General features: G+C 65.8%; 22 protein-coding genes and 1 tRNA gene. 8 read left to right on the forward strand and 15 right to left on the reverse strand.

Going from position 1 to position 23,709, the window contains the following annotated elements; translation table 11 throughout:
- Entirely contained in the window at positions 1-783 is a 783-nt protein-coding gene (gene yaaA / locus L1081_RS14050) for a peroxide stress protein YaaA (protein WP_489412760.1), read from the reverse strand.
- Between the two features lie 107 nt (positions 784-890).
- Between yaaA and L1081_RS14055 the strand changes: the two genes are divergently transcribed.
- Together L1081_RS14055 and galU are read left to right on the forward strand one after the other, a co-directional pair.
- Positions 891-3,770, forward strand: coding sequence for a valine--tRNA ligase (locus L1081_RS14055; RefSeq protein WP_489412761.1), 2,880 nt, complete (start codon positions 891-893; stop codon positions 3,768-3,770).
- A gap of 109 nt (positions 3,771-3,879) precedes the next feature.
- Complete coding sequence (gene galU, locus L1081_RS14060; protein WP_489412762.1) at positions 3,880-4,770, forward strand: UTP--glucose-1-phosphate uridylyltransferase GalU; 891 nt, start codon at positions 3,880-3,882, stop codon at positions 4,768-4,770.
- A gap of 40 nt (positions 4,771-4,810) precedes the next feature.
- On the opposite strand, the gene L1081_RS14065 is transcribed toward galU, so the two are convergent.
- From L1081_RS14065 to cysM, 3 genes are read right to left on the reverse strand one after another with little or no spacing between them, the layout of a single operon-like run.
- Positions 4,811-5,038 (reverse strand): sulfurtransferase TusA family protein, encoded by a 228-nt coding sequence (locus L1081_RS14065; RefSeq protein WP_012746445.1) that lies wholly within the window; start codon positions 5,036-5,038, stop codon positions 4,811-4,813.
- Complete coding sequence (locus tag L1081_RS14070) at positions 5,028-5,606, reverse strand: NUDIX hydrolase (protein ID WP_319430422.1); 579 nt, start codon at positions 5,604-5,606, stop codon at positions 5,028-5,030. Before L1081_RS14070 ends, L1081_RS14065 begins: the two co-directional genes overlap by 11 nt.
- 8 nt (positions 5,607-5,614) lie before the next feature.
- The gene (gene cysM / locus L1081_RS14075; protein WP_145741265.1) at positions 5,615-6,517 is read right to left on the reverse strand and encodes a cysteine synthase CysM; all 903 of its coding nucleotides are present in this window, start codon (positions 6,515-6,517) and stop codon (positions 5,615-5,617) included.
- Between the two features lie 130 nt (positions 6,518-6,647).
- Between cysM and L1081_RS14080 the strand changes: the two genes are divergently transcribed.
- Positions 6,648-6,732, forward strand: a tRNA-Leu gene (locus tag L1081_RS14080).
- 42 nt (positions 6,733-6,774) lie between these two features.
- Here L1081_RS14080 and L1081_RS14085 read toward each other — a convergent pair.
- Entirely contained in the window at positions 6,775-7,707 is a 933-nt protein-coding gene (locus L1081_RS14085) for an SDR family oxidoreductase (RefSeq protein WP_489412763.1), read from the reverse strand.
- 53 nt (positions 7,708-7,760) lie between these two features.
- Here L1081_RS14085 and L1081_RS14090 point away from each other — a divergent pair, with 53 nt between their 5' ends.
- Entirely contained in the window at positions 7,761-8,825 is a 1,065-nt protein-coding gene (locus L1081_RS14090) for a 2Fe-2S iron-sulfur cluster-binding protein (RefSeq protein WP_489412764.1), read from the forward strand.
- Between the two features lie 36 nt (positions 8,826-8,861).
- A complete protein-coding gene (locus L1081_RS14095) occupies positions 8,862-9,836 on the forward strand; it encodes a tripartite tricarboxylate transporter substrate-binding protein (RefSeq protein WP_489412765.1) in 975 nt (324 codons plus the stop codon).
- A 105-nt stretch (positions 9,837-9,941) separates the two neighbouring features.
- On the opposite strand, the gene L1081_RS14100 is transcribed toward L1081_RS14095, so the two are convergent.
- The 8 genes from L1081_RS14100 to L1081_RS14135 all read right to left on the reverse strand — a co-directional run bounded on the left by L1081_RS14100 (position 9,942) and on the right by L1081_RS14135 (position 19,184).
- Positions 9,942-10,727: an ABC transporter ATP-binding protein gene (locus tag L1081_RS14100; RefSeq protein ID WP_124957497.1), complete on the reverse strand. Its 786-nt coding sequence runs from the start codon at positions 10,725-10,727 to the stop codon at positions 9,942-9,944.
- Between the two features lie 16 nt (positions 10,728-10,743).
- The gene (locus L1081_RS14105) at positions 10,744-11,517 is read right to left on the reverse strand and encodes an ABC transporter ATP-binding protein (RefSeq protein WP_124957304.1); all 774 of its coding nucleotides are present in this window, start codon (positions 11,515-11,517) and stop codon (positions 10,744-10,746) included.
- 19 nt (positions 11,518-11,536) lie between these two features.
- Entirely contained in the window at positions 11,537-12,733 is a 1,197-nt protein-coding gene (locus tag L1081_RS14110) for an ABC transporter permease subunit (protein WP_489412766.1), read from the reverse strand.
- A 13-nt stretch (positions 12,734-12,746) separates the two neighbouring features.
- On the reverse strand, positions 12,747-13,676 hold the full coding sequence (locus tag L1081_RS14115; RefSeq protein ID WP_215246055.1) for a branched-chain amino acid ABC transporter permease: 930 nt from the start codon (positions 13,674-13,676) through the stop codon (positions 12,747-12,749).
- Between the two features lie 239 nt (positions 13,677-13,915).
- Positions 13,916-15,208 (reverse strand): AAA family ATPase, encoded by a 1,293-nt coding sequence (locus tag L1081_RS14120; protein ID WP_489412767.1) that lies wholly within the window; start codon positions 15,206-15,208, stop codon positions 13,916-13,918.
- Between the two features lie 20 nt (positions 15,209-15,228).
- Complete coding sequence (gene lolA / locus L1081_RS14125) at positions 15,229-15,861, reverse strand: outer membrane lipoprotein periplasmic chaperone LolA (protein ID WP_489412768.1); 633 nt, start codon at positions 15,859-15,861, stop codon at positions 15,229-15,231.
- 154 nt (positions 15,862-16,015) lie between these two features.
- A complete protein-coding gene (locus tag L1081_RS14130) occupies positions 16,016-18,415 on the reverse strand; it encodes a DNA translocase FtsK 4TM domain-containing protein (protein ID WP_489412769.1) in 2,400 nt (799 codons plus the stop codon).
- Between the two features lie 94 nt (positions 18,416-18,509).
- The gene (locus L1081_RS14135; RefSeq protein ID WP_319441129.1) at positions 18,510-19,184 is read right to left on the reverse strand and encodes a Crp/Fnr family transcriptional regulator; all 675 of its coding nucleotides are present in this window, start codon (positions 19,182-19,184) and stop codon (positions 18,510-18,512) included.
- Between the two features lie 181 nt (positions 19,185-19,365).
- Here L1081_RS14135 and trxB point away from each other — a divergent pair, with 181 nt between their 5' ends.
- The 3 genes from trxB (at position 19,366) to rpmG (ending at position 20,923) form a co-directional block, all read left to right on the forward strand.
- Complete coding sequence (trxB, locus tag L1081_RS14140; protein WP_489412770.1) at positions 19,366-20,325, forward strand: thioredoxin-disulfide reductase; 960 nt, start codon at positions 19,366-19,368, stop codon at positions 20,323-20,325.
- A 179-nt stretch (positions 20,326-20,504) separates the two neighbouring features.
- Positions 20,505-20,738 carry a 50S ribosomal protein L28 gene (rpmB, locus tag L1081_RS14145; protein WP_007830293.1) on the forward strand — a complete coding sequence of 78 codons (234 nt, stop codon included), beginning with the start codon at positions 20,505-20,507 and terminating at the stop codon, positions 20,736-20,738.
- An 11-nt stretch (positions 20,739-20,749) separates the two neighbouring features.
- Positions 20,750-20,923 (forward strand): 50S ribosomal protein L33, encoded by a 174-nt coding sequence (rpmG, locus tag L1081_RS14150; RefSeq protein ID WP_007830291.1) that lies wholly within the window; start codon positions 20,750-20,752, stop codon positions 20,921-20,923.
- A 147-nt stretch (positions 20,924-21,070) separates the two neighbouring features.
- Here the strand turns inward: rpmG and L1081_RS14155 are convergent, their stop codons facing one another.
- Both L1081_RS14155 and L1081_RS14160 read right to left on the reverse strand, forming a co-directional pair.
- Positions 21,071-22,285, reverse strand: coding sequence for a DesA family fatty acid desaturase (locus tag L1081_RS14155; protein WP_489412771.1), 1,215 nt, complete (start codon positions 22,283-22,285; stop codon positions 21,071-21,073).
- A 133-nt stretch (positions 22,286-22,418) separates the two neighbouring features.
- Positions 22,419-23,690 (reverse strand): RsmB/NOP family class I SAM-dependent RNA methyltransferase, encoded by a 1,272-nt coding sequence (locus tag L1081_RS14160; RefSeq protein WP_489412772.1) that lies wholly within the window; start codon positions 23,688-23,690, stop codon positions 22,419-22,421.
- Between the last annotated feature and the right edge of the window lie 19 nt (positions 23,691-23,709).

The raw sequence follows: 23,709 nt of genomic DNA on the forward strand, positions 1-23,709 counted from the left end.
TCAAGTCTTCCTTCTGAACACCAGCCTTTCGGCTGTCGATACCGTGGCGTCGAAACCATAACCCTCGAGATCGAATTTTTCCAGCGCCTTGGGCGTGGCGGCCTTGTGCAGCACCGCCCAGCGCGCGAGCAGGCCGCGGGCGCGCTTGGCGTAGAAGCTCACGATCTTGTAGCGGTCGCCCTTCCATTCCTCGAACACGCATTCGACCACGCGCGCCTTGAGCGCCTTCCGGTCCACCGACCTGAAGTACTCCTGCGAGGCCACATTGACCACCACGGGCGTGCGGTCCGCCGCCAGGCGCTGGTTCAGGTGCTCCGCAATGCGCGGGCCCCAGAAGGCATACAGGTCCTTGCCATGCCGATTGGCAAGCGGCGTGCCCATCTCCAGCCGGTAGGGCTGCAGCAGGTCGAGCGGGCGCAGGAGGCCGTAGAGGCCGCTCAGGATGCAAACGTGCTCCTGCGCCCAGCCCAGCTGAGCGGGCGTGAGCGAGCGCGCATCGAGCCCGCCGTAGACATCGCCGTCGAATGCGAAGGCGGCCTGGCGGGCGTTCCTGGGGGTGCTCTTGCCGGACCAGGCCTGGTAGCGCGCCACGTTGAGCGCGGAGAGCTTGTCCGACAGGTGCATGAGTTCGGAGATCTGCTGCGGCGACTTCTCGCGCAGCAGCTTGATCAGTTCGGCCGAGGGGCCGCGGGGAGCTTCGAAATGGGGTTGGGTGGCGGGGATTTCGGCGGGAACGGGGGTGTCGTAATCGAGCGATTTCGCAGGGGAGAGCAGGAAGAGCATCCCGGAATTATGTGGGGTGGGCCTGCCCCGGGGCGGCCCCGGTAAAATCGCCGGCTATCCCATCTTGTCCCCACGGCACCCCCGAAGGCGCCGCTTCTGCATTTCCCATGAGCGAACCCACCACCCCTTCCGCCCAGCCTGGACTGGAGAGCCTCTCCAAGTCGTTCGAACCCGCCGCCATCGAGGCGCACTGGGGCCCCGAGTGGGAGAAGCGCGGCTACGCCAAGGCCGGCTTCCGCGGCACGCAGGCGCCCAAGGAAGGCGCCGATTCGTTCGCCATCCAGCTACCGCCGCCCAACGTGACGGGCACGCTGCACATGGGCCATGCGTTCAACCACACGATCATGGACAGCTTCACGCGCTACCACCGCATGAAGGGCGACAACACCGTGTGGGTGCCGGGCACCGACCATGCAGGCATCGCGACGCAGATCGTGGTGGAGCGCCAGCTGCAGGAGCAGAAGATCAGCCGCCACGACCTGGGCCGCAAGAACTTCGTGGCACGCGTGTGGGAATGGAAGGAAAAGTCGGGCAACACCATCACCGAGCAGATGCGCCGCATGGGCGACACGGTCGACTGGAGCCGCGAATACTTCACGATGGACGAGGACCTGTCCAAGGTGGTCACGCAGACCTTCGTCTCGCTCTATGAAGAGGGCCTGATCTACCGCGGCAAGCGCCTGGGCAACTGGGACCCGGTGCTCAAGACCTCGGTGAGCGACCTCGAAGTGGAAAGCGAAGAGGAAGACGGCTCGCTCTGGCACATCGCCTATCCGCTGGCAGACGGCAGCGGCACGCTCACGGTGGCCACCACGCGGCCCGAAACCATGCTCGGCGACACGGCCGTGATGGTCCACCCCGAGGACGAGCGCTACCGGCAGCTGATCGGAAAGCAGGTGCGGCTGCCGCTGGTGGACCGGCTGATTCCCATCATTGCCGACGACTACGTCGACAAGGAATTCGGCACCGGCGTGGTCAAGGTCACGCCCGCGCACGACTACAACGACTATGCGGTCGGCCAGCGCCACAAGCTCGAGCTGATCGGCATCCTCGCGCTCGACGCCACCATCAACGACAACGCGCCCGAGAAATACCGCGGCATGGACCGCTTCGTGGCGCGCAAGGCCATCGTGGCGGACCTCGATGCGCTCGGCCTCCTGGTCGAGGTGAAGAAGCACAAGCTCATGGTGCCGCGCTGCGCGCGCTCCGGCGCCATCGTCGAGCCGATGCTCACCGACCAGTGGTACGTGGCCATGACGCGACCCGGCGCCGACGGCCAGTCGATCGCGCAGAAGGCGATCGACGTGGTGAAGTCGGGCGAGGTGCGCTTCGTGCCCGAGAACTGGGTCAACACCTACAACCACTGGATGGAGAACATCCAGGACTGGACCATCTCGCGCCAGCTCTGGTGGGGCCACCAGATCCCGGCGTGGTACGACGAAGACGGCAAGGTGTACGTGGCGCACGACGAGGCCGAGGCGCAGGCCAAGGCACCGGGCAAGACGCTTCGCCGCGACGAGGACGTGCTCGACACCTGGTATTCGTCCGCACTGGTGCCCTTCTCTTCGCTCGGCTGGCCCGAGAAGACCAAGGAACTCGAGCTGTACCTGCCCTCGAGCGTGCTCGTGACGGGCTACGACATCATCTTCTTCTGGGTCGCCCGGATGATCATGATGACCAAGCATTTCACCGGCAAGGTGCCGTTCAAGGACGTCTACATCCACGGCGTGGTGCGCGATGCGCAGGGCCGGAAGATGAGCAAGTCCGAAGGCAACGTGCTCGACCCGGTCGACCTGATCGACGGCATCGCGTTGCCCGAACTCCTCGACAAGCGCACGCAGGGCCTGCGCAGGCCCGAGACCGCGCCCGCGGTGCGCAAGAACACGCAGAAGGAATTTCCGGACGGCATTCCGGCCTTCGGCGCCGATGCGCTGCGCTTCACCTTCGCGTCGCTCGCATCGCTCGGCCGCAGCATCAACTTCGACAGCAAGCGCTGCGAGGGCTATCGCAACTTCTGCAACAAGCTCTGGAACGCCACGCGCTTCGTGCTGATGAACTGCGAAGGGCAGGACTGCGGCCTGCGCGAGCACACCAAGGAAGAGTGCGCGGTCGGCGGACCGGCGCACGGCTACCTGAAGTTCAGCCGCGCCGATTTCTGGATCGCATCGCAGCTGCAGCGCGTCGAGGCCGAAGTGGCCAAGGGCTTCGAGGAATACCGGCTCGACAACGTGGCCAACGCCATCTACCAGTTCGCCTGGGACGAGTTCTGCGACTGGTACCTGGAGATCGCGAAGGTGCAGATCCAGACCGGCGACGATGCGCAGAAGCGCGCCACGCGCCGCACGCTGATCCGCACGCTCGAGGCCTTGCTGCGCCTTGCGCATCCGGTGATTCCGTTCATCACCGAGGAGCTCTGGCAGAAGGTGGCGCCCGTCGCCGGACGCGAGGGCGAATCGATCATGGTCGCGGCCTACCCCAAGAGCCAGCCCGAGAAGATCGACGAAGCGGCCGAAGCGCATGTGGCGCGCCTGAAGGCGCTGGTCGATGCCTGCCGCACGCTGCGCGGCGAAATGAACGTCTCGCCCGCGGTGCGCCTGCCGCTCTATGCGGTGGCCGACGATGCCGAGGGCGCGGCCTTCCTGCGCGACGCGGCGCCGGTGCTGCAGGCCTTGGCCAAGCTCAAGGAAGTGAAGGTCTTCGACGACGAGGCTTCGTGGTCGGCGGCGGCCGAAGCGGCGCCCGTGGCCGTGGTCGGCACGGCGCGCCTGTGCCTGCACATGGAGATCGACAAGGCCGCCGAGCGCGCGCGCATCGGCAAGGAAATTGCCCGCATCGAGGGCGAGATCCTCAAGGTGAACGGCAAGCTCGGCAACGAAGCCTTCGTGGCCAAGGCACCGCCGGCCGTGATCGAGCAGGAGCGCAAGCGCCTGGCCGATTTCAGCACCATGTTGGAGCGTCTTCGCGACCAGCTTGTGCGTCTCGGCTGACACACGCGGGCCTGGGCAAGGTTTAGCATGGCAACGACGGCATTTCCGTGCCGCCGTTGATCCATCGAACCTTCTTCTTCAACTGAACGAACAGACGCCCAAATTGTCCATGCCCACTCCCTCGACACGCATCCGCAAGGCCGTATTTCCTGTTGCAGGTTTCGGCACCCGCTTTCTGCCCGCCACCAAGGCGCAGCCCAAGGAAATGCTGCCGGTTGTCGACAAGCCACTCATCCAATACGCGGTTGAGGAAGCCTACGCGGCGGGCATTCGCGACATGATTTTCGTAACTGGCCGAAACAAACGTGCCATCGAAGACCACTACGACACCGCCTACGAACTCGAGAGCCAGCTCGAGGCCAGCGGTAAGCACGCACTGCTCGAAATAGCGCGTTCCGTCATGCCCGACGACATGACCTGCTCCTACGTGCGCCAGCCGCGCATGCTCGGGCTCGGCCATGCGGTGCTGTGCGCCGAACACCTGGTGGGCAACGAACCCTTCGCCGTGCTGCTGGCCGACGACCTGATGGTCGGCCCCGTGGGCGGCGCACCTGTGCTCGCGCAGATGACGGCCGCCTTCGGCAAGCTCGGTGCTTCGCTGCTCGCGGTGCAGGAAGTGCCGCTCGAACACGTCAAGCGCTACGGGATCGTGGCGGGCGAATCCATCGGCGACGACCTCGTGAAGGTCGATCGCATGGTCGAGAAGCCCTCGCCGGACAAGGCGCCTTCGCGCCTCGGCGTGGCGGGCCGCTACATCCTCACGCCCGGCGTGTTCGACGAGATCCGCAACCAGCCCAAGGGCGCGGGCGGCGAGATCCAGCTCACCGACGGCATCGCGGCGCTGATGAAGAAGGAAGCGGTCTACGCCTATGCCTACAAGGGCACGCGCTACGACTGCGGCAGCAAGGAAGGCTTTCTGCAAGCTTCGGTGGAGCTTGCGCTTGCGCACCCCGAGGTCGGTGCGCAGTTCCGCGAATACCTCAAGAGCCTGGAGCTCTGAAGAAAAAGGGCCCCGACGGGGCCCTTCTCTTTTCTGGCGCTCAGCGCCTCTTCAGCACGTGGATGAAGTCGCTGCCGATCGTCTGCTGCTCGACCAGCTCGTTGCCGGTCTGCCGCGCAAAGGCCTGAAAGTCGCGCAGCGAGCCCGGGTCTGTCGACACCACCTTCAGCAGTTGGCCGCTCGCCATGTCGTTGAGCGATTTCTTGGCCTTGAGAATGGGCAGCGGGCAGTTCAGGCCCCGCGTGTCGAGTTCGCGATCAACCTGCATTCTTCGGCTCCTCGGGCGGCAGGTTCAGGCCGCGCCGCCGCTCCTCGTTTTCCGCCGCGGTAAAGAACACCGGCTCGTGCCCCCGGGTGCGCAGCCAGTCGGCCAGCGCATAGCCGGTGCCCGCGGGCCAGCACTTGAGGTCGGGCAGATCGTAGAGGCGGTAGTCCAGCAACTCGGGCGAAAGCTTGACCTCGCCATCGGCCACCACGTGGTAGGCGATGATGATCTGGTTCATGCGCTGGAAGTCGTACGCGCCCACGAGCTTGGTCGCACTCACGTCGAGGTTGGTTTCTTCCTTGACCTCGCGCGCAATGCCTTCCTCGGGCGTTTCGCCGGCTTCCATGAAGCCGGTGATCAGCGCGTACATCTTCACCGGCCAGGCGGCGTTTCGCGCCAGCAGCACTTGGCCGCGGTATTCGACAATGGCCGCGAGCACGGGCGTGGGGTTGTTCCAGTGCGTGTGGCCGCAGGACGGGCAGCGCAGGCGCTCCTTGGGACCGCCGTCTTCCATCAGCGCGATCCATTCGAGCGGCGTGGCGCAGGCCTGGCAGAACTTGGGGTGGGCCATGGCTTCGGTCAGGCGGGAAAAACGCCGGTCGAGAGATACCGGTCGCCGCGGTCGCACACCACGAACACGATGGTCGCATTCTCGACCGTCTTGGCAACCTCGAGCGCTACCCACAGCGCGCCGGCCGCGGAGATGCCGCCGAAGATGCCCTCTTCGCGCGCAAGGCGCCGGCACATCTCTTCGGCGTTGTCCTGGCTCACGCTGATTTCTTCATCGACCCGGCTCGGCTCGTAGATCTTGGGCAGGTATTCGGCCGGCCACTTGCGGATGCCCGGGATGCGCGAGCCTTCGGCCGGCTGCGCGCCGATGATGCGCACCGCGGGGTTCTTTTCCTTCAGGAAGCGAGAGACGCCGGTGATGGTGCCGGTGGTGCCCATGGCGCTCACGAAATGCGTGATCTTGCCCTTGGTGTCGGCCCAGATCTCGGGGCCGGTGGTCTCGTAGTGGATGCGCGGGTTGTCGGCATTGGCGAACTGGTCGAGCACCCGGCCCTTGCCCTGCGCCACCATCTGTTCGGCCAGGTCGCGCGCGTATTCCATGCCGCCGCTCTTGGGCGTGAGCACCAGCTCGGCGCCGAAGGCCTTCATGGTCTGGGCGCGCTCGACCGACAGGTCCTCCGGCATGATCAGCACCATGCGGTAGCCCTTGATGGCCGCGGCCATGGCCAGCGCGATGCCGGTGTTGCCCGAGGTGGCTTCGATCAGCGTGTCGCCGGGCTTGATCTCGCCGCGCTCCTCGGCGCGCTTGATCATCGAAAGCGCGGGACGGTCCTTCACCGAACCCGCGGGATTGTTGCCTTCCAGCTTGCCGAGGATCACGTTGCCGCGCCTGGCGTTTTCGGCCGCATCGATGCGTTGCAGTGCCACCAGGGGGGTCTTGCCGATGGCGTCTTCGATGGTCGGATAATTCATGGCAACGTCCGCATGGCCGCCCAAAGGACGTTGAGCGCCCCCTCGGGGGGCAGCGAATACGCGAAGTGGTGAGCGTGGGGGCAATTCATATTCCCACTGTGCCATAATTTTAGGCTTCGTTCAGAACCCTGCCCGGGTGGTGAAATTGGTAGACGCAGGGGACTCAAAATCCCCCACCGAAAGGTGTGCCGGTTCGATTCCGGCCCCGGGCACCACCTCTTCCTCCTTCGCTTTCGGGCGCCTCGCAGTACCCGCCTTCAGCCCTGCTCGCGCAGTCCCGTGTGCACCGTCGGGTGCGCGAGCCGCACGCGCAGCTCGCGCTTGAGCCGCGTGTTGTCGAGCCGGCGCGATTCGCCCATGAAGCTCAGCAGCTGCAACGGCAGCTGGCGCTGGGCTTCCTCGCGCGCCACGCGCGGAGGGCGCGGCATGCCATAGAGGTCGGCCGCGAGGTCGATGTAGTCGCCCATGCGCAGCTCGGTGTCGTCCGAGGCATGCACGATGCGCTGCGGCCGGCCGCGGAACAGCGCCGCCACGCAGGCCCGCGCAAGATCGTCGGCATGGATGTGGCTGGTGAACACGTCGTCCTCGCGCCGCAGCACCGGCGTGCCGCGCGCGAGCCGCTGGCGCGGCGTGCCGCCCTCGCGGTCGGGCGCATAGATGCCCGGGATGCGCAGGATGCTGGCGCGCACGCCCGCGCTGCGGCCGAGCCAGCGCACCGCGCGCTCGGCGTCCACGCGGCGGTGGGCACGCGGGGTGTCGGGCCGCACGGGGCGCGTTTCGCTCACCCGCGCCCCCCCGCAGTCGCCATAGACGCCGCTGGTGGAGCCGTAGACGAACGCAAGCGGCACGGAGCGCAGCCGCAGCGCGCGCGCCAGCGCGGTGGTGCGCTGGTCCCGCCACCAGGCGGCGCCGCCGTCGCGCGCCGGTGGCGCCAGGTGCAGCACGCGGGTGGCCACGCCGGCCAGGCGGCGCAGCGTGGCCGGATCGTCCAGGTTGCCCACGAGCGGACGGATGCCGGCTGCACGCAGGGCCGGCACCCGGCCGCTCGATGAAGTGAGCGCCACCAGCTGCACGCGGCCGCGCAGGCTGCGCGCCACGCGCTGGCCGACGTCGCCGCAACCCACGATCAGCAGGCGTTCGCGGCGAAAGCGCGCCGGCAGCGCGCCGGAAGGGCTATTGATTGAAGGCAAAATCCGAGTTCCTTTCCCTTTTCAGCCAGGCTGAAACAAGCCGAAGAATACCGATGACTGTTGCAGCGCCGCATGAAGCGGGCTTTTCCATCACCGTCGAGCCCAGCGGGCGTCATTTCGTGGTGCATGGCGACGAAACCATTCTCGCGGCCGGCATCCGCCAGGGCATCGGCCTTCCCTATGGCTGCAAGGATGGCGCCTGCGGCTCGTGCAAGTGCAGGAAGCTCTCGGGCGAGGTCGAACTCGGTCCGCACCAGAGCAAGGCGCTGAGCGCCGAAGAACAGCTGGCGGGCTTCGTGCTCACCTGCTGCGCCCATGCCAAGAGCGACGTAGTGCTCGAGTCGCGCCAGGTCACCGAGGCCGGCGCCCTGCCGATCCGCAAGATGCCGGTGCGGGTGCTGGCGCTCACGCGGCTCTCCCATGACGTGATGAAGCTGCGCCTGCAGCTGCCGGCCGGCGAGCCGCTGCAGTTCCATGCGGGCCAGTATGTGGAATTCATCCTGCGCGACGGCGCGCGCCGCAGCTACTCGATGGCCAATGCGCCGCACACGCTGGCCGAGCCGGGCACGGGCATCGAGCTGCACCTGCGGCATCTGCCGGGCGGCAAGTTCACCGACCATGTGTTCGGCGCCATGAAGGAAAAGGAAATCCTTCGCATCGAAGGCCCCTACGGCAGCTTCTTCCTGCGCGAGGACTCGGCCAAGCCGATGATCCTGCTGGCCTCGGGCACCGGCTTCGCGCCCATCAAGGCGCTGCTCGAGCACATGAAGTTCTTGGGGCTCGAGCGGCCCGCCACGCTCTACTGGGGCGGCCGCCGGCCCGAAGACCTCTACATGGATGCCTGGGTCCGCGAACATCTGAAGGAGACGCCGAACCTGCGCTACGTGCCGGTCATCTCCAACGCCACGCCGGAAGACAACTGGACCGGCCGCACGGGCTTCGTGCATCGCGCGGTGCTGGAAGACTTTGCCGATCTTTCGGGCCACCAGGTGTATGCCTGCGGCGCACCGATCGTGGTCGACTCGGCCCGGCACGACTACGTGGCGCTAGCCGGCCTGCCCGACGAAGAGTTCTTTGCCGACGCATTCACCACCGAGGCCGACAAGGCGCTTCCCTGATCCCGCTTCCCCTTCCCCGAGACGAGACATAAAAGAATGAAGACGAGACACTTCCTCCTCGCGCTGCTCGCCAGCGCCACGCTGATGGCCACCGGCCAGGCCGCGGCCCAGCAGCAGCGCCCGATCCGCCTCGTGGTGCCCTACGCCGCCGGCGGCCCCATCGACGTGACGGCCCGCATGCTGGCCGAACGCGTGAAGGACGCCCTGGGCACTGTCATCATCGACAACAAGCCCGGTGCGGGCGGCAACATCGGCGCCGACATCGTGGCCAAGGCGGCACCCGACGGCCTCACCATCGGCATTGCGGCCACCGCCACCCATGCGGTGAATCCGTGGCTCTACAGCAAGATCCCGTTCAATGCGGCGACCGACTTCGCGCCCGTCACGCAGATGGTGCGCGTGCCAAACGTGCTGGTGATGAATGCGGAAACGGCGCAGCGCCTGAAGATCAACACCGTGGCCGACCTGATCCGCTACGCCAAGGCCAACCCCGCCAAGCTCAACTACGGCAGCGGCGGCAACGGCAGCGCCGGCCATCTGGCAGGCGAGCTGTTCAAGAAGCAGGCCGGCATCTTCGCGCTGCACATTCCGTACAACGGCGGCAATCCGGCGCAGCTGGCGCTGCTCTCCGGCCAGGTCGACTTCAACTTCGACAACCTTGCCACGGCGGCACCGAACATCCGCTCGGGCAAGCTCAAGGCCATTGCGGTCACGACCTTGCAGCGCAGCAGCGCCATGCCCGAGCTGCCGCCGGTGGCCGACACGCTCAAGGGCTTCTCGATCGACACCTGGTGGGGCCTGGTGGCACCGGCCGGCACGCCGCACGACGTGGTCGTGAAGCTCAACCAGGCCTTCGTGGCCGCTTTGAACGCGCCGGAGACGAAGGCCCGTTTCGCCACGCTGCTGGCCGAGCCGGTCGCCAATTCGCCCGAGCAGTTCGGCACGTTCATGAAGAGCGAGCTCTCCAAGTACGAAGCCGTCGTGAAGGCAACCGGCGCCAGGGTCGACTGAAAGAGGCGGCCGCCGCCGGGCCGCCCCAAGGCGAGCCGCGCCTCCCCCTCGGGGGGTGGAGAATTACACGAAGCGAAGCGGAGTGAAAAGCCGGGGGGCTGTCGTCTACTCGCCCAGGTAGGCGGCCCGCACGCGCGGGTCGCTCAGCAGATCCTTGGCGTCGCCCGTCATCGTGATGAGACCCGACTCCATCACGTAGCCGCGGTCGGCCAGCTGCAGCGCCCGGTTGGCGTTCTGTTCCACCAGCAGGATGGTCACGCCCTGCGCGGCCACGGTCTGGACCACCTCGAAGATCTTGTCGCACATGATCGGCGAAAGACCCATGGTGGGCTCGTCGAGCAGCAGCACCTTGGGGCGCGCCATGAGCGCACGGCCCATGGCCAGCATCTGCTGTTCGCCGCCCGACATGGTGCCTGCGAGCTGGTCCTTGCGCTCGCGCAGGCGCGGGAAGGTCACGAACACCCGCTCCATGTCGCTGGCGATCTCGGCCTTGTCGTTGCGGATGTAGGCACCGATCTGCAGGTTCTCGGTGATCGTCATGCGCGTGAACACGCCGCGGCCTTCGGGCACCATCACGAGGCCCTCGCCCACCAGGTCCCAGGCGCCGCGGCCCTTGATGTTGCGGCCCAGGAATTCGATGGTGCCGGCGCCCGCCGGCAGCGTGCCGGTGATCGCCTTCATGGTGGTGGTCTTGCCGGCGCCGTTGGAGCCGATCAGCGACACCAGTTCGCCTTCGTGAACCTCGAAGTCCACGCCCTTCACCGCCTGGATGCCGCCGTAGCCGACCTTGAGGCCGCTGACCTTGAGCAGCGTCTTGCCAGGAGCATTGGCCGCGGTCTTGGGCGGGGTTGCAGTTGCCGTTGCTGTCGTTGTTTCTTCTGCGCTCGTCATTGTCGTCGTCGCCATTTCAGTGTCCTCCGGTGCCGAGGTAGGCCTCGATCACCTTCTCGTTCTTCTGCACGTCGTAGGGCGTGCCTTCGGCAATCTGCTTGCCGTAGTCGAGCACGGTGACGCGGTCGCACAGGCCCATGATGAGCTTGACGTCGTGTTCGATGATGAGAATGGTCCGGTCGTCCTTGCGGATGCGGTCGATCAGCTCGCGCAGCAGCACCTTCTCGGTCGAGTTCATGCCCGCGGCGGGCTCGTCGAGCGCGATGAGCTGCGGGTCGGTGGCCAGTGCGCGCGCAATCTCGAGTCGGCGCTGGTCGCCGTACGACAGCGTGCGCGCCTTGTAGTCGGCAAACTTGCCGATGCCCACGTAGTCGAGCAGTTCCTGCGCGCGGTCGGCAATGGCCTTTTCCTCGGCCTTGAACGAACGGGTGCGCAGCATGGCGCCGAACACGCCCGAATGGGTGCGGATATGGCGCCCGACCATGACGTTCTCGAGCGCCGTCATTTCGGAGAACAGGCGGATGTTCTGGAAGGTGCGCGCAATGCCTGCCTTGGCCACTTCGTGCACGGCCGTGGGCTGGTAGGGCTTGCCGGCCAGCTCGAAGCTGCCGCTGTCGGGCGTGTAGAGCCCGGTGATCACGTTGAAGAACGTGGTCTTGCCGGCGCCGTTGGGGCCGATGAGGCCATAGACCTGTCCGCGCTTGATGGTGATGCCGACGTCGGAAAGCGCTTGCAGGCCGCCGAAGCGCTTGGAAATTCCGCGGACGTCGAGGATGGTGTCAGTCGTCATGTTGATGGCTTCCTTCGGCTCACGGATTGATCGACATGGGACGCGAGGCCGCACCCGGCAGCTCGTCGGCGGGCGTCTCGATGCCCGGCCCGTGAGTCTGCAGCGAACCCGGCGCCACCGGCGCATCGGAAGCCACGCCCTTGCGCTGCAAGGTCTTGCCATGCTCGGGCGAAGGCCAGAGGCCGCGCGGACGCACCAGCATGATGACGATCATGGCCAGCGCAATGAAGAGCTGGCGCAGGATGGACGCGTCGAGGCGGCCGTCGGTCATGGCCTGCAGCGGCCCGGCCACGTAGCGCAGCACCTCGGGCAGCGCAGCCAGCAGCACGGCGCCCAGGATCACGCCCGGCAGATGGCCGATGCCGCCCAGCACCACCATGGCGACGATCATCACCGACTCCATGAGGCTGAACGACTCGGGCGAGACAAAACCCTGGAAGGCCGCGAACATGGCGCCCGACACGCCGCCGAAGCTCGCGCCCATGCCGAAGGCCAGCAGCTTCATGTTGCGGGTATTGATGCCCATGGCCTTGGCCGCGATCTCGTCTTCGCGGATGGCCATCCAGGCGCGCCCGATGCGCGACATCTGCAGGCGGTGCGAAATGATGATCGTGGCCACCACCAGCGCAAGGAACAGGTAGTAGTAGAGCGTGACCGACGAGATCGTGAAGCCGTCGAACTTCCAGGCCTTGCCCAGGTCGAGGCCCCAGAACTTGACGGAGTCGATGGCGGTGATGCCCTTCGGCCCGTTGGTGATGTTGATCGGCTGGTCGAGGTTGTTCAGGAACACCCGGATGATCTCGCCGAAGCCGAGCGTCACGATGGCCAGGTAGTCGCCGCGCAGCTTGAGCGTGGGCGCGCCGAGCATCACGCCCAGCACCCCGGCCACCACCAGCGCCAGCGGTATCACGATGAGCAGCGAGGTATGCAACCCGTTCGGGAACATGGCCTTGAACCACGGGAAGGTGTCGGACAGGTGCGACGAGCCCATCAGCGCGAAGAGGTAGGCCCCCACGGCAAAGAAGGCGACATAGCCCAGGTCGAGCAGGCCGGCGTAGCCGACGACGATGTTCAGGCCGAGCGAGAGCATCACGTAGAGCAATGCGATGTCGGCAATGCGCACCCAGGCGTTGCCCTGGCTCTGCAGGAAGATCGGCAGCGCGAGCACGGCGACGACGCCGAGAACGTAGAGAGCGAGGTTCTTGCTGTTTTTCATGGTGTGCTGCTCCTCAGGCCCGATCCGCCACGCGCTCGCCGAGCAGGCCCGAGGGCCGCAGCGTGAGCATGACGATCAACACGATGAAAGCGAAGATGTCGCTGTAGTTGCTGCCGAGCACGCCGCCGGTCAGCGAACCGATGTAGCCGGAGCCGATGGCCTCGATCAACCCGAGCAGGATGCCGCCGACCACCGCACCGGCCAGGTTGCCAATGCCGCCGAACACTGCCGCGGTGAAGGCCTTGAGGCCGGGCAGGAAGCCCATCGCGTGCTGCGCGATGCCGTAGTTGGAGGCGTACATGACGCCCGCGATGGCCGCGAGCACGGCACCGATGATGAAAGTGGCCGAAATGACCATATCGGGCCGGATGCCCATCAGCGCCGCGACGCGCGGGTTCTCGGCGGTGGCGCGCATCGCGCGGCCGAGCTTGGTGTAGTTGACCAGCCACATCAGCACCACGAGCGAGAACGCCGTGACGCTCAGGATCATGACCTGCGTGGGCGAGATCACCGCGCCGCCCACCTCGATGGGCGTGGTCGACAGCAGGTTGGGATAGGCCTTGTTGGTGGGCTTCCAGATGATCATGGCCAGCGTCTGGAGCAGGATCGACATGCCGATGGCCGTGATGAGCGGCGCGAGCTTGGGGCTGTTGCGAAGCGGCCGGTAGGCGACCTTCTCGATCACGAAGTTGAGCGTGGCTGCAACGATGCAGGCGATGATCAGCGCGATGATGAGGATCAGCCAGCCGGGCGTGCCGGGCATGGATTCCTTCATGAGTCCGATGATGGTCCAGCTCGTGAGCGCCCCCACCATCAGCACTTCGCCGTGCGCAAAATTGATCAGATTGATGATGCCGTACACCATGGTGTAGCCCAAGGCTATCAAGGCATACATGCTGCCCAGGACCAGACCGTTGATGATCTGCTGCAGCAATATTTCCATAACTCGTTCCCTATTTGTTGCACCGTTGCGGGGTGCTGTTCACCCACCTTGGCACCGGTTTGGCACCTTGGCTTGATAAGCAAAAAACCAGCCAACATGTGCCGCTGGCTGATTTGTGGGCGGGATTGTAAGCACCCACCAGCGCCGATTTGGTGCGCCTTGCCCGGGGTTTACCCGCTCACGCCATGCTGTATGCGAGTGAAGTCATGCATGGCGTACGCGCATGGTGAAAAGGCGTATCACTCCTCGCGCTGGCCGTTCAGGCGGCGAAGCTCGCGCAGTTTTTCCGCGATGCGGATTTCGAGCCCGCGCTCGACGGGCTGGTAGAAGACCTGGCCCTCCAGGCCATCGGGCAGGTAGCGCTCGCCCGCGGCAAAGCCGCCCTCCTCGTCGTGCGCGTAGCGGTACCCCTTGCCGTAGTCGAGGTCCTTCATGAGCTTGGTGGGCGCGTTGCGCAAGTGCATCGGCACGGGACGCGTGCTGTCCTTCTTGATGAGCGCACGCACGGCGTTGTAGGCGGTGTAGACGGCGTTCGACTTGGGCGCCATCGCCAGGTAGACCACGCACTCGGCCAGCGCGAGTTCGCCTTCGGGCGTGCCGAGGCGCTCATACACCTCGGCGGCGTCGAGCGCGAGCCGCAGCGCGCGCGGATCGGCCAGTCCGATGTCCTCGCTGGCCATGCGCACCAGCCGGCGCGCCATGTAGCGCGGATCGGCACCGCCGTCGAGCATGCGCACGAACCAGTAGAGCGAGGCGTCGGGGTCGCTGCCGCGCACCGACTTGTGCAGCGCGCTGATGGTGTCGTAGAACTGCTCGCCGCCCTTGTCGTAGCGCCGCATGCGCTCGCCGAGCACGCGCAGCAGCCATTCGTCGGTGATGTGGCCGAGCTTCTCGGCGCGGGCCGCGACGGCCAGCGTCTCGAGCGTGTTGAGCAGGCGCCGCGCATCCCCGTCGGCATAGGCGACGAGCCGGTCGATGGCCGTGTCCTCGACGTCCGGCACCGCCTGGATGGCCTGCGCCTTGGCCACGATCTGCTTGAGGTCGGCCTCGGTGAGCGGTTGCAGCACGTACACGGCCGCGCGCGAAAGCAAGGCCGAGTTGACCTCGAACGACGGGTTCTCGGTGGTGGCGCCGATGAAGGTGAACAGCCCCGATTCCACATGCGGCAGGAACGCATCCTGCTGGCTCTTGTTGAACCGGTGCACCTCGTCGACGAAGACGATCGTGCGCCGCTGCTCCAGGCCGTCGCGCACGGCCGTGGCACGCTCGACCGCATCGCGGATATCCTTGACGCCGCCGAGCACGGCGCTGATGCTGAGGAACTGCGCATCGAAGGCATCGGCCATCAGCCGCGCGATGGTCGTCTTGCCGGTGCCGGGCGGCCCCCAGAGGATGCAGGAATGCGGCTGGCCCGATTCGAAGGCAATGCGCAGCGGCATGCCCGGCCCCAGCAGGTGCTGCTGGCCGATGACCTCGCCGAGCGTCTTCGGACGCAGGCGCTCGGCAAGGGGTTGATGCGAACTGGTGGCCAAACCTGCGGTGCGTCTGGTGGCTATTGCTTGATGACGTCGGCGCCAGCGGGCGTCTTGAACTCGAACGCGCTGGCAGGCAGCGCCGGATTCACTTCGACCTTGCTGAACTTGAGCACCGAGCGCTGCCCGAAGCTGTCAAGAATTTCGAGCGCGGCCAGAGCGTCGCCCTGGAAGCCGACCTGCACATTCTGCAGCTGGCCGTCCTTGTTCTTCGGCGTGGCCTTGACCCACTGCAGGCCGTCGCGCTCGGGCGCGGCCTCGAGCGTGAAGTCGGCCTGCAGCGCGCGCAGGTCGGGTGCCGCGGCAATCAGCGCGGCGGGCGTGGAGCCCAGCGCCTGCGACTGGGCGCGCTGCGTGACCTGGTTCAGGTCGGCATCGTAGAGCCACAGCGTCTTGCCATCGGCCACGATGCTCTGGGCAAAGGGCTTCTGGTAGTCGAACTTGAACTTGCCGGGCCGCTGGAATTCGAAGGTGCCGGTGGAGGTCTTGGTGCGGCCGGGCTGCCCTTCGCGCGGCGGCGCGGTCACGGTCTGAGTGAACTCGGCACGGCCCGACTTGACCGTCTTCACGAAGGCCTCGAGGCTTTCAAGGCCGCCGGCCCAGGCGTTGGCGGAACACAGGAGGCCGATCAACAGCCAATGGCGAATTTTCAATTGGGGTTCCTCGGAAAAAGCGATGGCGTTGACATGACCATACCCCGCTGCGCGTTGCGCCATGTACGGGGCTTCATGAAGTTTTGCAACGTTATTGCAGCTTTTGCAAAGTGGCTGTCAGTGCGTAACGCCGGGGTCCGCAGGCATCTGCCGGCTATTCGGCGCGCGCCGGCACCAGGATCTCGCGCTGGCCGCTGCCGCTCATGGCGCTGACGAGGCCCGCCTTCTCCATGTCTTCCACCAGCCGCGCCGCACGGTTGTAGCCGATCTTCAGATGGCGCTGCACCAGCGAGATGCTGGCCTTGCGGTTCTTCAGCACCACTTCGACCGCCTGGTCGTACATCGGGTCCTTCTCGGCATCGCCGCCCTCGCCCAGCATGTCGCCGTCGCCATCGACCGTGCCGCCTTCGAGCACGCCTTCGATGTAGTCGGGCTCGCCCTGGCTCTTGAGGTAGGCCACCACGCGGTGCACTTCCTCGTCGCTCACGAACGCGCCGTGCACGCGGATCGGAAGGCCCGTGCCGCTGGGCATGTAGAGCATGTCGCCCATGCCCAGCAGTGCCTCGGCACCCATCTGGTCGAGGATGGTGCGGCTGTCGATCTTGCTCGACACCTGGAATGCGATGCGCGTGGGAATGTTGGCCTTGATGAGGCCGGTGATCACGTCGACGCTGGGCCGCTGCGTGGCCAGGATCAGGTGGATGCCGGCGGCGCGCGCCTTCTGCGCGAGGCGGGCGATGAGCTCCTCGATCTTCTTGCCCACCACCATCATCAGGTCGGCCAGCTCGTCGATCACCACCACGATATGCGGCTCGCGCTTGAGCGGCTCGGGATCGTCGGGCGTGAGGCTGAAGGGGTTGTAGATGAACTCCTCGCGCGCCTTGGCTTCGTCGATCTTGGTGTTGTAGCCGGCCAGGTTGCGTACGCCCAGCTTGCTCATGAGCTTGTAGCGGCGCTCCATCTCGGCCACGCACCAGTTCAGGCCGTGGGCGGCCTGCCGCATGTCGGTGACCACGGGCGCCAGCAGGTGCGGGATGCCTTCGTACACCGACATTTCGAGCATCTTCGGGTCGATCATGAGCAGGCGGACGTCGCGTGCCTCGGCCTTGTAGAGCAGCGAAAGGATCATCGCGTTGATGCCCACCGACTTGCCCGAACCGGTGGTACCGGCCACCAGCACGTGCGGCATCTTTGCAAGGTCGGCCACCACGGGGTTGCCGATGATGTCCTTGCCCAGGCCCATCGTGAGGAAGGACTTGCCCTCGTTGTAGACCTGCGAGCCGAGGATTTCGCTGAGCTTGATCGACTGACGCTTGGCGTTCGGCAGCTCGAGCGCCATGTAGTTCTTGCCCGGAATGGTTTCCACCACGCGGATCGACACCAGCGAGAGCGAACGCGCCAGGTCCTTGGCCAGGCCGACGATCTGCGAGCCCTTGACGCCGGTGGCCGGCTCGATCTCGTAGCGCGTGATCACCGGCCCCGGCGAAGCCAGCACGACGTGCACCTCGACGCCGAAGTCCTTGAGCTTTTTCTCGATCATGCGCGAGGTCATCTCGAGCGTGTCGGCCGAGACCGTTTCCTGGCGCGCCTGGGCCGCGTCGAGCAGGTCGACCTGCGGCAGCTTGCTGTCGGGCAGTTCCTTGAAGAGCGGCTTCTGGCGCTCCTTGACGACGCGGTCGCTGCGGGGCACCTCGGTCATCGCGGGCTCGATCTGCACCGGCGGCGACGCCGCGCGGCGCTTCGGCCGCGGCTCGATGCGCAGTTCTTCGTCGCCATCGGCATCCGCCAGCTCGCCGCCGGCCGCTGCGCGCGAGAACGGCAGGTCTTCGGCTTCCGCGCGCTCGCGGGCGGCCTGCTTGCCCATGGCGATGTCGGCCGCCATTTCGCGCTTTTCGCGGCGCGACTCGAACAGCGAATAGGCGCGCGCGCCGATGCGCTCGGCGATCTGGCTCCACGAGAAGCGAAACACCAGCGCCGAGCCGATCACGCCGGCGGCAATGGCCACCAGCGCCGAGCCCGTAAAGCCCATCCAGCGCACGCTGGCCGGGCCCACCAGGTAGCCCAGCGCGCCGCCGCCCGAACCCGGCAGGTGGGATTCGAGCCGGTACAGGCGCGACCACTCGAGCACCGCGCTCGCGCACAGCAGCAGCACCAGGCCGAACCAGAAAGCCAGGCGGCTGCGGTTGAAGCGCCCGCGCACCGGCTGCTCGGTCGGCGCAGCGTCGCCGCCGCGCAGCCAGTTGGCCAGCGACGAGAGCCATGCCCGCAGGCCCGCCGCCAGGCACCACCACACCGAATAGCCGGCCAGAAAATAGCTGCCGTCGGCCAGCCAGGCGCCGATGCGGCCGCCCCAGTTCTTGATCTCGCCGCCGGTGCCGGAGGTCGACCAGGCCGCATCGGAGGGCGTGAAGCTCAGCATGGCCAGCAGCCAGAACAGGAGCCCCGCAAAGCCTGCGATCAGCGTGATCTCGTGGGCGAAGCGCATCGCGCGCATGCGCACGGGCTGCCCTTCGGCGGCGGAAGAAGATTGAAGCGTATTGAGCGAATAAGTCATGAAAAACGCGGCACCGAGCCTTTCGAAGCGGCGGCTGGGTGCCTGAACACTACAACAAAAGGGCGCGGCCGCAAGAAGCGCCGGTGCCGGCGGCTCAAGTCAGGGACAGGAGCCGCTCCTTGACGATCATGGAGCCGTCGTCCTGGGTCTGGACGAATCCGCGCTCCTCCAGGTCCTTCATCACGCGGCTCACCATTTCCCGCGAGGCGCCCACCATTTTCGCGAGATCCTGGCGCGAGATCTTGTCGCGCACCTTCATGTTGCCCGCGCCGTCGTCGATCGCGAACTCGAGCAGCGAGCGCGCCACGCGTCCATAGACGTCCATCAGCGCGAGCGACTCGATCTTGCGGTCCGCGTGGCGCAGCCGCTGCACCAGGCCGCGCATGATGTTGTAGGCCATCGAGGAGTTCTCGGGCAGGCAGCGCGCGAACGCATCGCGGTCGAGCATGAGGACGTCGCACTGGATCTCGGTGCGCACGGTGGCCGAATGGGGTTCGTCGTCGATCAGGCTCATCTCGCCGATGTAGTCGCCCGGATGCAGCGTGGCAAGGATCACCTCACGTCCGCGGTTGTCGGCGCTCGTCACGCGCGCGCGGCCGGTCAGGATGATGTAGAGCGCGTCGGATTTCTTGCCCTGCTCGACGATGACTTCGGCTCGCTTGAAGCGCTTCTTGATGATCGCATCCGCAATGCTTGCAGACTGCGAAGACGTGAGCGAGGCAAACAGCGGAACACGCCGCAGCAACTCAAGATTGGACAGCATCGACATTTATCAATCCCTGATACGGCGTGCGCAAGCTCGTCCACCGTCGGCCCGATGGATTACTACAATCGCGCGCATTGAAAACACCGTGCACCCGGTGTTGAACCGAGCGGTGATACTCCACATATATCGCTACCACCCTGAAAATGTACACGCTGAAGCAGCGCAAATCCTAGGTTTTCCACTCATGTCCGCTCCCCAACACGCCAAGGTCCTGATTCTGGGCTCCGGCCCGGCCGGCTACACCGCCGCCGTCTACGCAGCCCGCGCAAACCTCCAGCCCCTGCTCATCACAGGCATTGCACAGGGCGGCCAATTGATGACGACCACCGAGGTCGACAACTGGCCCGCGGACGTGCATGGCGTGCAGGGCCCCGACCTGATGCAGCGTTTTCTCGAGCATGCGGAGCGCTTCAAGACGCAGATCGTCTTCGACCACATCAACAAGGTCGACCTCGGCAAGCGCCCGTTCACGCTCACCGGCGACAGCGGCACCTACACCTGCGACTCGCTGATCATTGCCACCGGCGCTTCCGCCAAGTACCTCGGGCTCGACTCGGAACAGAAGTTCATGGGCCGCGGCGTCTCGGCCTGCGCCACCTGCGACGGCTTCTTCTATCGCGAGCAGGAAGTGTGCGTGATCGGCGGCGGCAACACCGCCGTCGAGGAAGCCCTGTATCTGGCCAACATCGCGAACAAGGTCACGCTGGTGCATCGCCGCGACAAGTTCCGCGCCGAGCCCATCCTGATCGACAAGCTCATGGAGAAGGTCGCCGAGGGCAAGATCGTCCTGAAGCTGCACAACGAACTCGACCAGGTGCTGGGCGACGACACGGGCGTGACGGGCATCCGGATCAAGAACACGCAGAACGGCGCCACCGAGCAGATCGACCTCAAGGGCTGCTTCATCGCCATCGGCCACCACCCCAACACCGACATCTTCCAGGGGCAGCTGGAGATGAAGGACAACTACATCCTGACCCGCTCGGGCCTGCAGGGCTTTGCCACGATGACCAGCATTCCGGGCGTCTTCGCCGCCGGCGACGTGCAGGACAACGTGTACCGCCAGGCCATCACGAGCGCCGGCACCGGCTGCATGGCCGCGCTGGACGCCCAGCGCTTCCTCGAGCAGGACGGCACGCTTTAAGCGAGCGGCCCCAAAAGGGCTATAATCCAAGGCTTTGCCGAAATAGCCCCTTTCAACCGGGGCCGAGAATCCAGGCAAAGCCGGGGTACCGCCACCCGTTTTCTGGCGAGGTCAAGCTGCAAAACACCTGCAATCGCCACGATTGCGCCGGTGCCAGCTGTTCAAGAAAGAGTGTCCTCATGGCACGCGTATGCGACGTAACGGGCAAAGGCCCGATGGTCGGAAACAACGTTTCCCACGCCAACAACAAAACCAAGCGCCGGTTCCTGCCGAACCTGCAATACCGCCGTTTCTGGGTCGAGACCGAAAACCGCTGGGTTCGCCTGCGTGTTTCGAGCGCCGCACTGCGCCTGATCGACAAGAACGGCATCGACGCCGTGCTCGCAGACCTGCGTGCACGCGGCCAAGCTTAAGGAGCTGAATCATGGCAACGAGCAAAGGCGGACGCGAAAAGATCAAGCTGGAATCCACCGCGGGTACCGGCCACTTCTACACGACCAGCAAGAACAAGAAGACGATGCCTGAAAAGATGTCGATCATGAAGTTCGACCCCAAGGCACGCAAGCACGTCGAATACAAGGAAATCAAGCTGAAGTAATTCGGCCCGGCTTCCCCCGCAAGAAAACCCGCTGCTCACCCCAGCGGGTTTTTTGTTGCCTGTCGAATCACGCGCAGCGCAGTGCGGCAGGCACAAAAAAGCCGGCCCGAGAGCCGGCTTTTTGATGGGCGCGGACCGCCTGCCTGATCAGGCGCGTGCGGCGCGCAGGCGGGTCGAGAACTCGCGCAGGCCGGCAATGCCGCTGGCCTCCGCGCGATGGCACCAGGCCGCCAGGTCGGCCGCCAGCTGCTCGCGCGACTGCGAGGTGTTGAGCCAGAGCTGGCGCAGCTCCTCGCGCATGGTGACCATCTTGTCGATCACCGGGTGGGCAGCGCGCGCCTGCACGAGGTGCGAGCGGGCCGATGCGGGCACCTTGTCGTCGTCGCGATGCAGCCAGTTCTTGGCCGCCTTGAGCACCGAAATGTCGCCGCCCTTGGTCTTGAGCGCAGCCAGTTCGGCCTTGGTGACGCGGCGCATCTCGCGGGCATAGCCGGCCATAACTTCATAGCGGTTGGCAATGACGGCCTCGAGCGTCTTCTCGTTGGCCACGGGCTGGATGTCGCCCATCTGCATCTTCGGCGGCACCTTCTTCACCTTGGCCCAGCCGATCTTCTGCATCATCTGGATGTAGACCCAGCCGATGTCGAATTCGTACTTCTTGACCGAGAACTTGGCCGAGGTGGGATACGTGTGGTGGTTGTTGTGCAGCTCTTCGCCACCGATGATCAGGCCCCAGGGCGAGACATTGCGGCTGGCGTCCGGCGCCTCGAAGTTGCGGTAGCCCCAGTAGTGGCCGATGCCGTTGATGATGCCGGCCGCGGTGATCGGGATCCACAGCATCTGGACAGCCCAGACCGTCAGGCCGAGCGCGCCGAACAGCGCCAGGTTGATGACCAGCATCAGGCCCACGCCCTGCCAGCTGTAGCGGGTGTACAGGTTGCGTTCGAGCCAGTCGTCGGGCGTGCCGTGGCCGTAGCGCTCCATCGTTTCCTTGTTCTTCGACTCGGCGCGATAAAGCTCGGCGCCGCGCCAAAGGACTTCGTCGATGCCCTTGACCTGGGGGCTGTGCGGGTCTTCTTCGGTTTCGCACTTGGCGTGGTGCTTGCGGTGGATGGCCACCCATTCCTTGGTCACCATGCCGGTGCCGAGCCACAGCCAGAAGCGGAAGAAATGCGAGGGGATCGGGCCCAGATCCATGGCCCGGTGCGTCTGCGTGCGGTGCAGGAAGATCGTGACCGCAGCGATCGTGATGTGCGTGGTGACGAGCGTGTACAGCACGACTTGCCACCATGTGAGGTCCCACAAGCCGTGTCCGAGCCAGTCGATGGCCGCGCTCAAAACGGCAGAGTCAGGAATCAACATTGAATTAAGTGCTCCATGGCCACACGAAGGTGCAGCCTTTCAGTTAACCCGCGATTTTAAGGCGGCAGGGCTTAAATGAGGCCCTTTGCCCTTCCTTAAAGGCGCAGATTTACCCTAATTTGGAGTGCCGTGCCTATTTGCGGTTCCACACCGCCGCAAAGAAACCGTCCGTTGCGTGGCGGTGCGGCCACAGCCGCAGATAGCGGCGGCCGTCCGCTCCGCCTGCGCAGAGCGCCTCAAAACCCTCCACTTTGAGGCCCTGCAGCAACTCCGCGGCGTCCTGGGGCACGAAATCGGGGTTGGCGGCGCTGAAAGCCTCGGCAATGGCCTCGTTTTCCTCGGGCAGCACGCTGCAGGTGGCATAGACCAGCCGTCCGCCCGATTTCAGCAGGCGTGCCGCGCTTTGCAGGATGGCGGCCTGCTTGACCGTCAATTCCTCGACCGATTTGGGCGACTGGCGCCATTTCAGGTCCGGATTGCGGCGCAGCGTGCCCAGGCCCGAGCAGGGCGCGTCCACCAGCACGCGGTCGATCTTGCCGGCCAGGCGCTTGATGCGGTCGTCCCGCTCATGCGCAATGGCGGCCGGATGCACGTTCGACAGCTTGCTGCGCGCGAGCCGCGGCTTGAGCGCGTCGAGCCGGTGGGCCGAGGTGTCGAAGGCATAGAGCCGGCCGGTGTTGCGCATGGTCGCGCCGATGGCCAGCGTCTTGCCGCCGGCGCCGGCGCAAAAATCGACCACCATTTCGCCCCGCTTGGCATCCAGCAGCAGCGCGAGCAATTGGGAGCCCTCGTCCTGAACCTCGACGGCGCCGCGGGCGAAGGCGTCCAGCTTGGTCAGCGCGGGCTTGCCGTCGATGCGCAGGCCCCAGGGCGAGAACGGTGTTGCTTCCGATTTGATAGCAGCCTTCGCAAGCTCCGCCTTCACCTCGGCGCGCTTGTCGGTCAGGGCATTGACGCGAAGATCGAGCGGCGCGGGCTGCTGCAGGCTTTCGACCAGGGGCCAGAAACCGTCGCCCAGCTGGGCCTTGAGCGGCCCCACCAGCCATTCGGGCAGGTTGTGGCGATGGCGTTCGAGCAGATCGTCCGGCTTGACGGCGTCGCAATTGTCGAGCCACCGCTTTTCCGTGTCGTTGAGGGCGCTCTTCAGGAAGTCGCGCGGGCCATGAAAGCCCAGGATCGCCATGCGACGCTCCTTCGAACCGCTGCCCGAGGGCGAGAGGTGGTCGAACAGAAGCTTCTTGCGCAGCACGGTGTAGACGGTCTCGGCAAGCGTGGCGCGCTCGCGCGGACCGAACTCGCGGTGGTCGCGGAAAAAGCGCGAAACGACCTGGTCGGCCGGGTGATCGAATTTCAGGACAAGGCCGACCAGATCGGCGGTGGCCTCCAACAGGGCTTTGGGGTGCATGCCCCGATTGTCTCAGCCG

The organism is Variovorax sp. MSC1_012 (assembly GCF_023667525.1).
Lineage (GTDB): Bacteria > Pseudomonadota > Gammaproteobacteria > Burkholderiales > Burkholderiaceae_C > Variovorax > Variovorax beijingensis_B.

Excerpts from the sequence above, each read along its gene's own strand:
- yaaA (WP_489412760.1), bottom strand. The coding sequence starts at position 783 with ATGCTCTTCCTGCTCTCCCCTGCGAAATCGCTCGATTACGACACCCCC.
- L1081_RS14055 (WP_489412761.1), top strand. The coding sequence starts at position 891 with ATGAGCGAACCCACCACCCCTTCCGCCCAGCCTGGACTGGAGAGCCTC.
- galU (WP_489412762.1), top strand. The coding sequence starts at position 3,880 with ATGCCCACTCCCTCGACACGCATCCGCAAGGCCGTATTTCCTGTTGCA.
- L1081_RS14065 (WP_012746445.1), bottom strand. The coding sequence starts at position 5,038 with ATGCAGGTTGATCGCGAACTCGACACGCGGGGCCTGAACTGCCCGCTG.
- L1081_RS14070 (WP_319430422.1), bottom strand. The coding sequence starts at position 5,606 with ATGGCCCACCCCAAGTTCTGCCAGGCCTGCGCCACGCCGCTCGAATGG.
- cysM (WP_145741265.1), bottom strand. The coding sequence starts at position 6,517 with ATGAATTATCCGACCATCGAAGACGCCATCGGCAAGACCCCCCTGGTG.
- L1081_RS14090 (WP_489412764.1), top strand. The coding sequence starts at position 7,761 with ATGACTGTTGCAGCGCCGCATGAAGCGGGCTTTTCCATCACCGTCGAG.
- L1081_RS14095 (WP_489412765.1), top strand. The coding sequence starts at position 8,862 with ATGAAGACGAGACACTTCCTCCTCGCGCTGCTCGCCAGCGCCACGCTG.
- L1081_RS14100 (WP_124957497.1), bottom strand. The coding sequence starts at position 10,727 with ATGACGAGCGCAGAAGAAACAACGACAGCAACGGCAACTGCAACCCCG.
- L1081_RS14105 (WP_124957304.1), bottom strand. The coding sequence starts at position 11,517 with ATGACGACTGACACCATCCTCGACGTCCGCGGAATTTCCAAGCGCTTC.
- L1081_RS14110 (WP_489412766.1), bottom strand. The coding sequence starts at position 12,733 with ATGAAAAACAGCAAGAACCTCGCTCTCTACGTTCTCGGCGTCGTCGCC.
- L1081_RS14115 (WP_215246055.1), bottom strand. The coding sequence starts at position 13,676 with ATGGAAATATTGCTGCAGCAGATCATCAACGGTCTGGTCCTGGGCAGC.
- L1081_RS14130 (WP_489412769.1), bottom strand. The coding sequence starts at position 18,415 with ATGACTTATTCGCTCAATACGCTTCAATCTTCTTCCGCCGCCGAAGGG.
- L1081_RS14135 (WP_319441129.1), bottom strand. The coding sequence starts at position 19,184 with ATGTCGATGCTGTCCAATCTTGAGTTGCTGCGGCGTGTTCCGCTGTTT.
- trxB (WP_489412770.1), top strand. The coding sequence starts at position 19,366 with ATGTCCGCTCCCCAACACGCCAAGGTCCTGATTCTGGGCTCCGGCCCG.
- rpmB (WP_007830293.1), top strand. The coding sequence starts at position 20,505 with ATGGCACGCGTATGCGACGTAACGGGCAAAGGCCCGATGGTCGGAAAC.
- rpmG (WP_007830291.1), top strand. The coding sequence starts at position 20,750 with ATGGCAACGAGCAAAGGCGGACGCGAAAAGATCAAGCTGGAATCCACC.
- L1081_RS14155 (WP_489412771.1), bottom strand. The coding sequence starts at position 22,285 with ATGTTGATTCCTGACTCTGCCGTTTTGAGCGCGGCCATCGACTGGCTC.
- L1081_RS14160 (WP_489412772.1), bottom strand. The coding sequence starts at position 23,690 with ATGCACCCCAAAGCCCTGTTGGAGGCCACCGCCGATCTGGTCGGCCTT.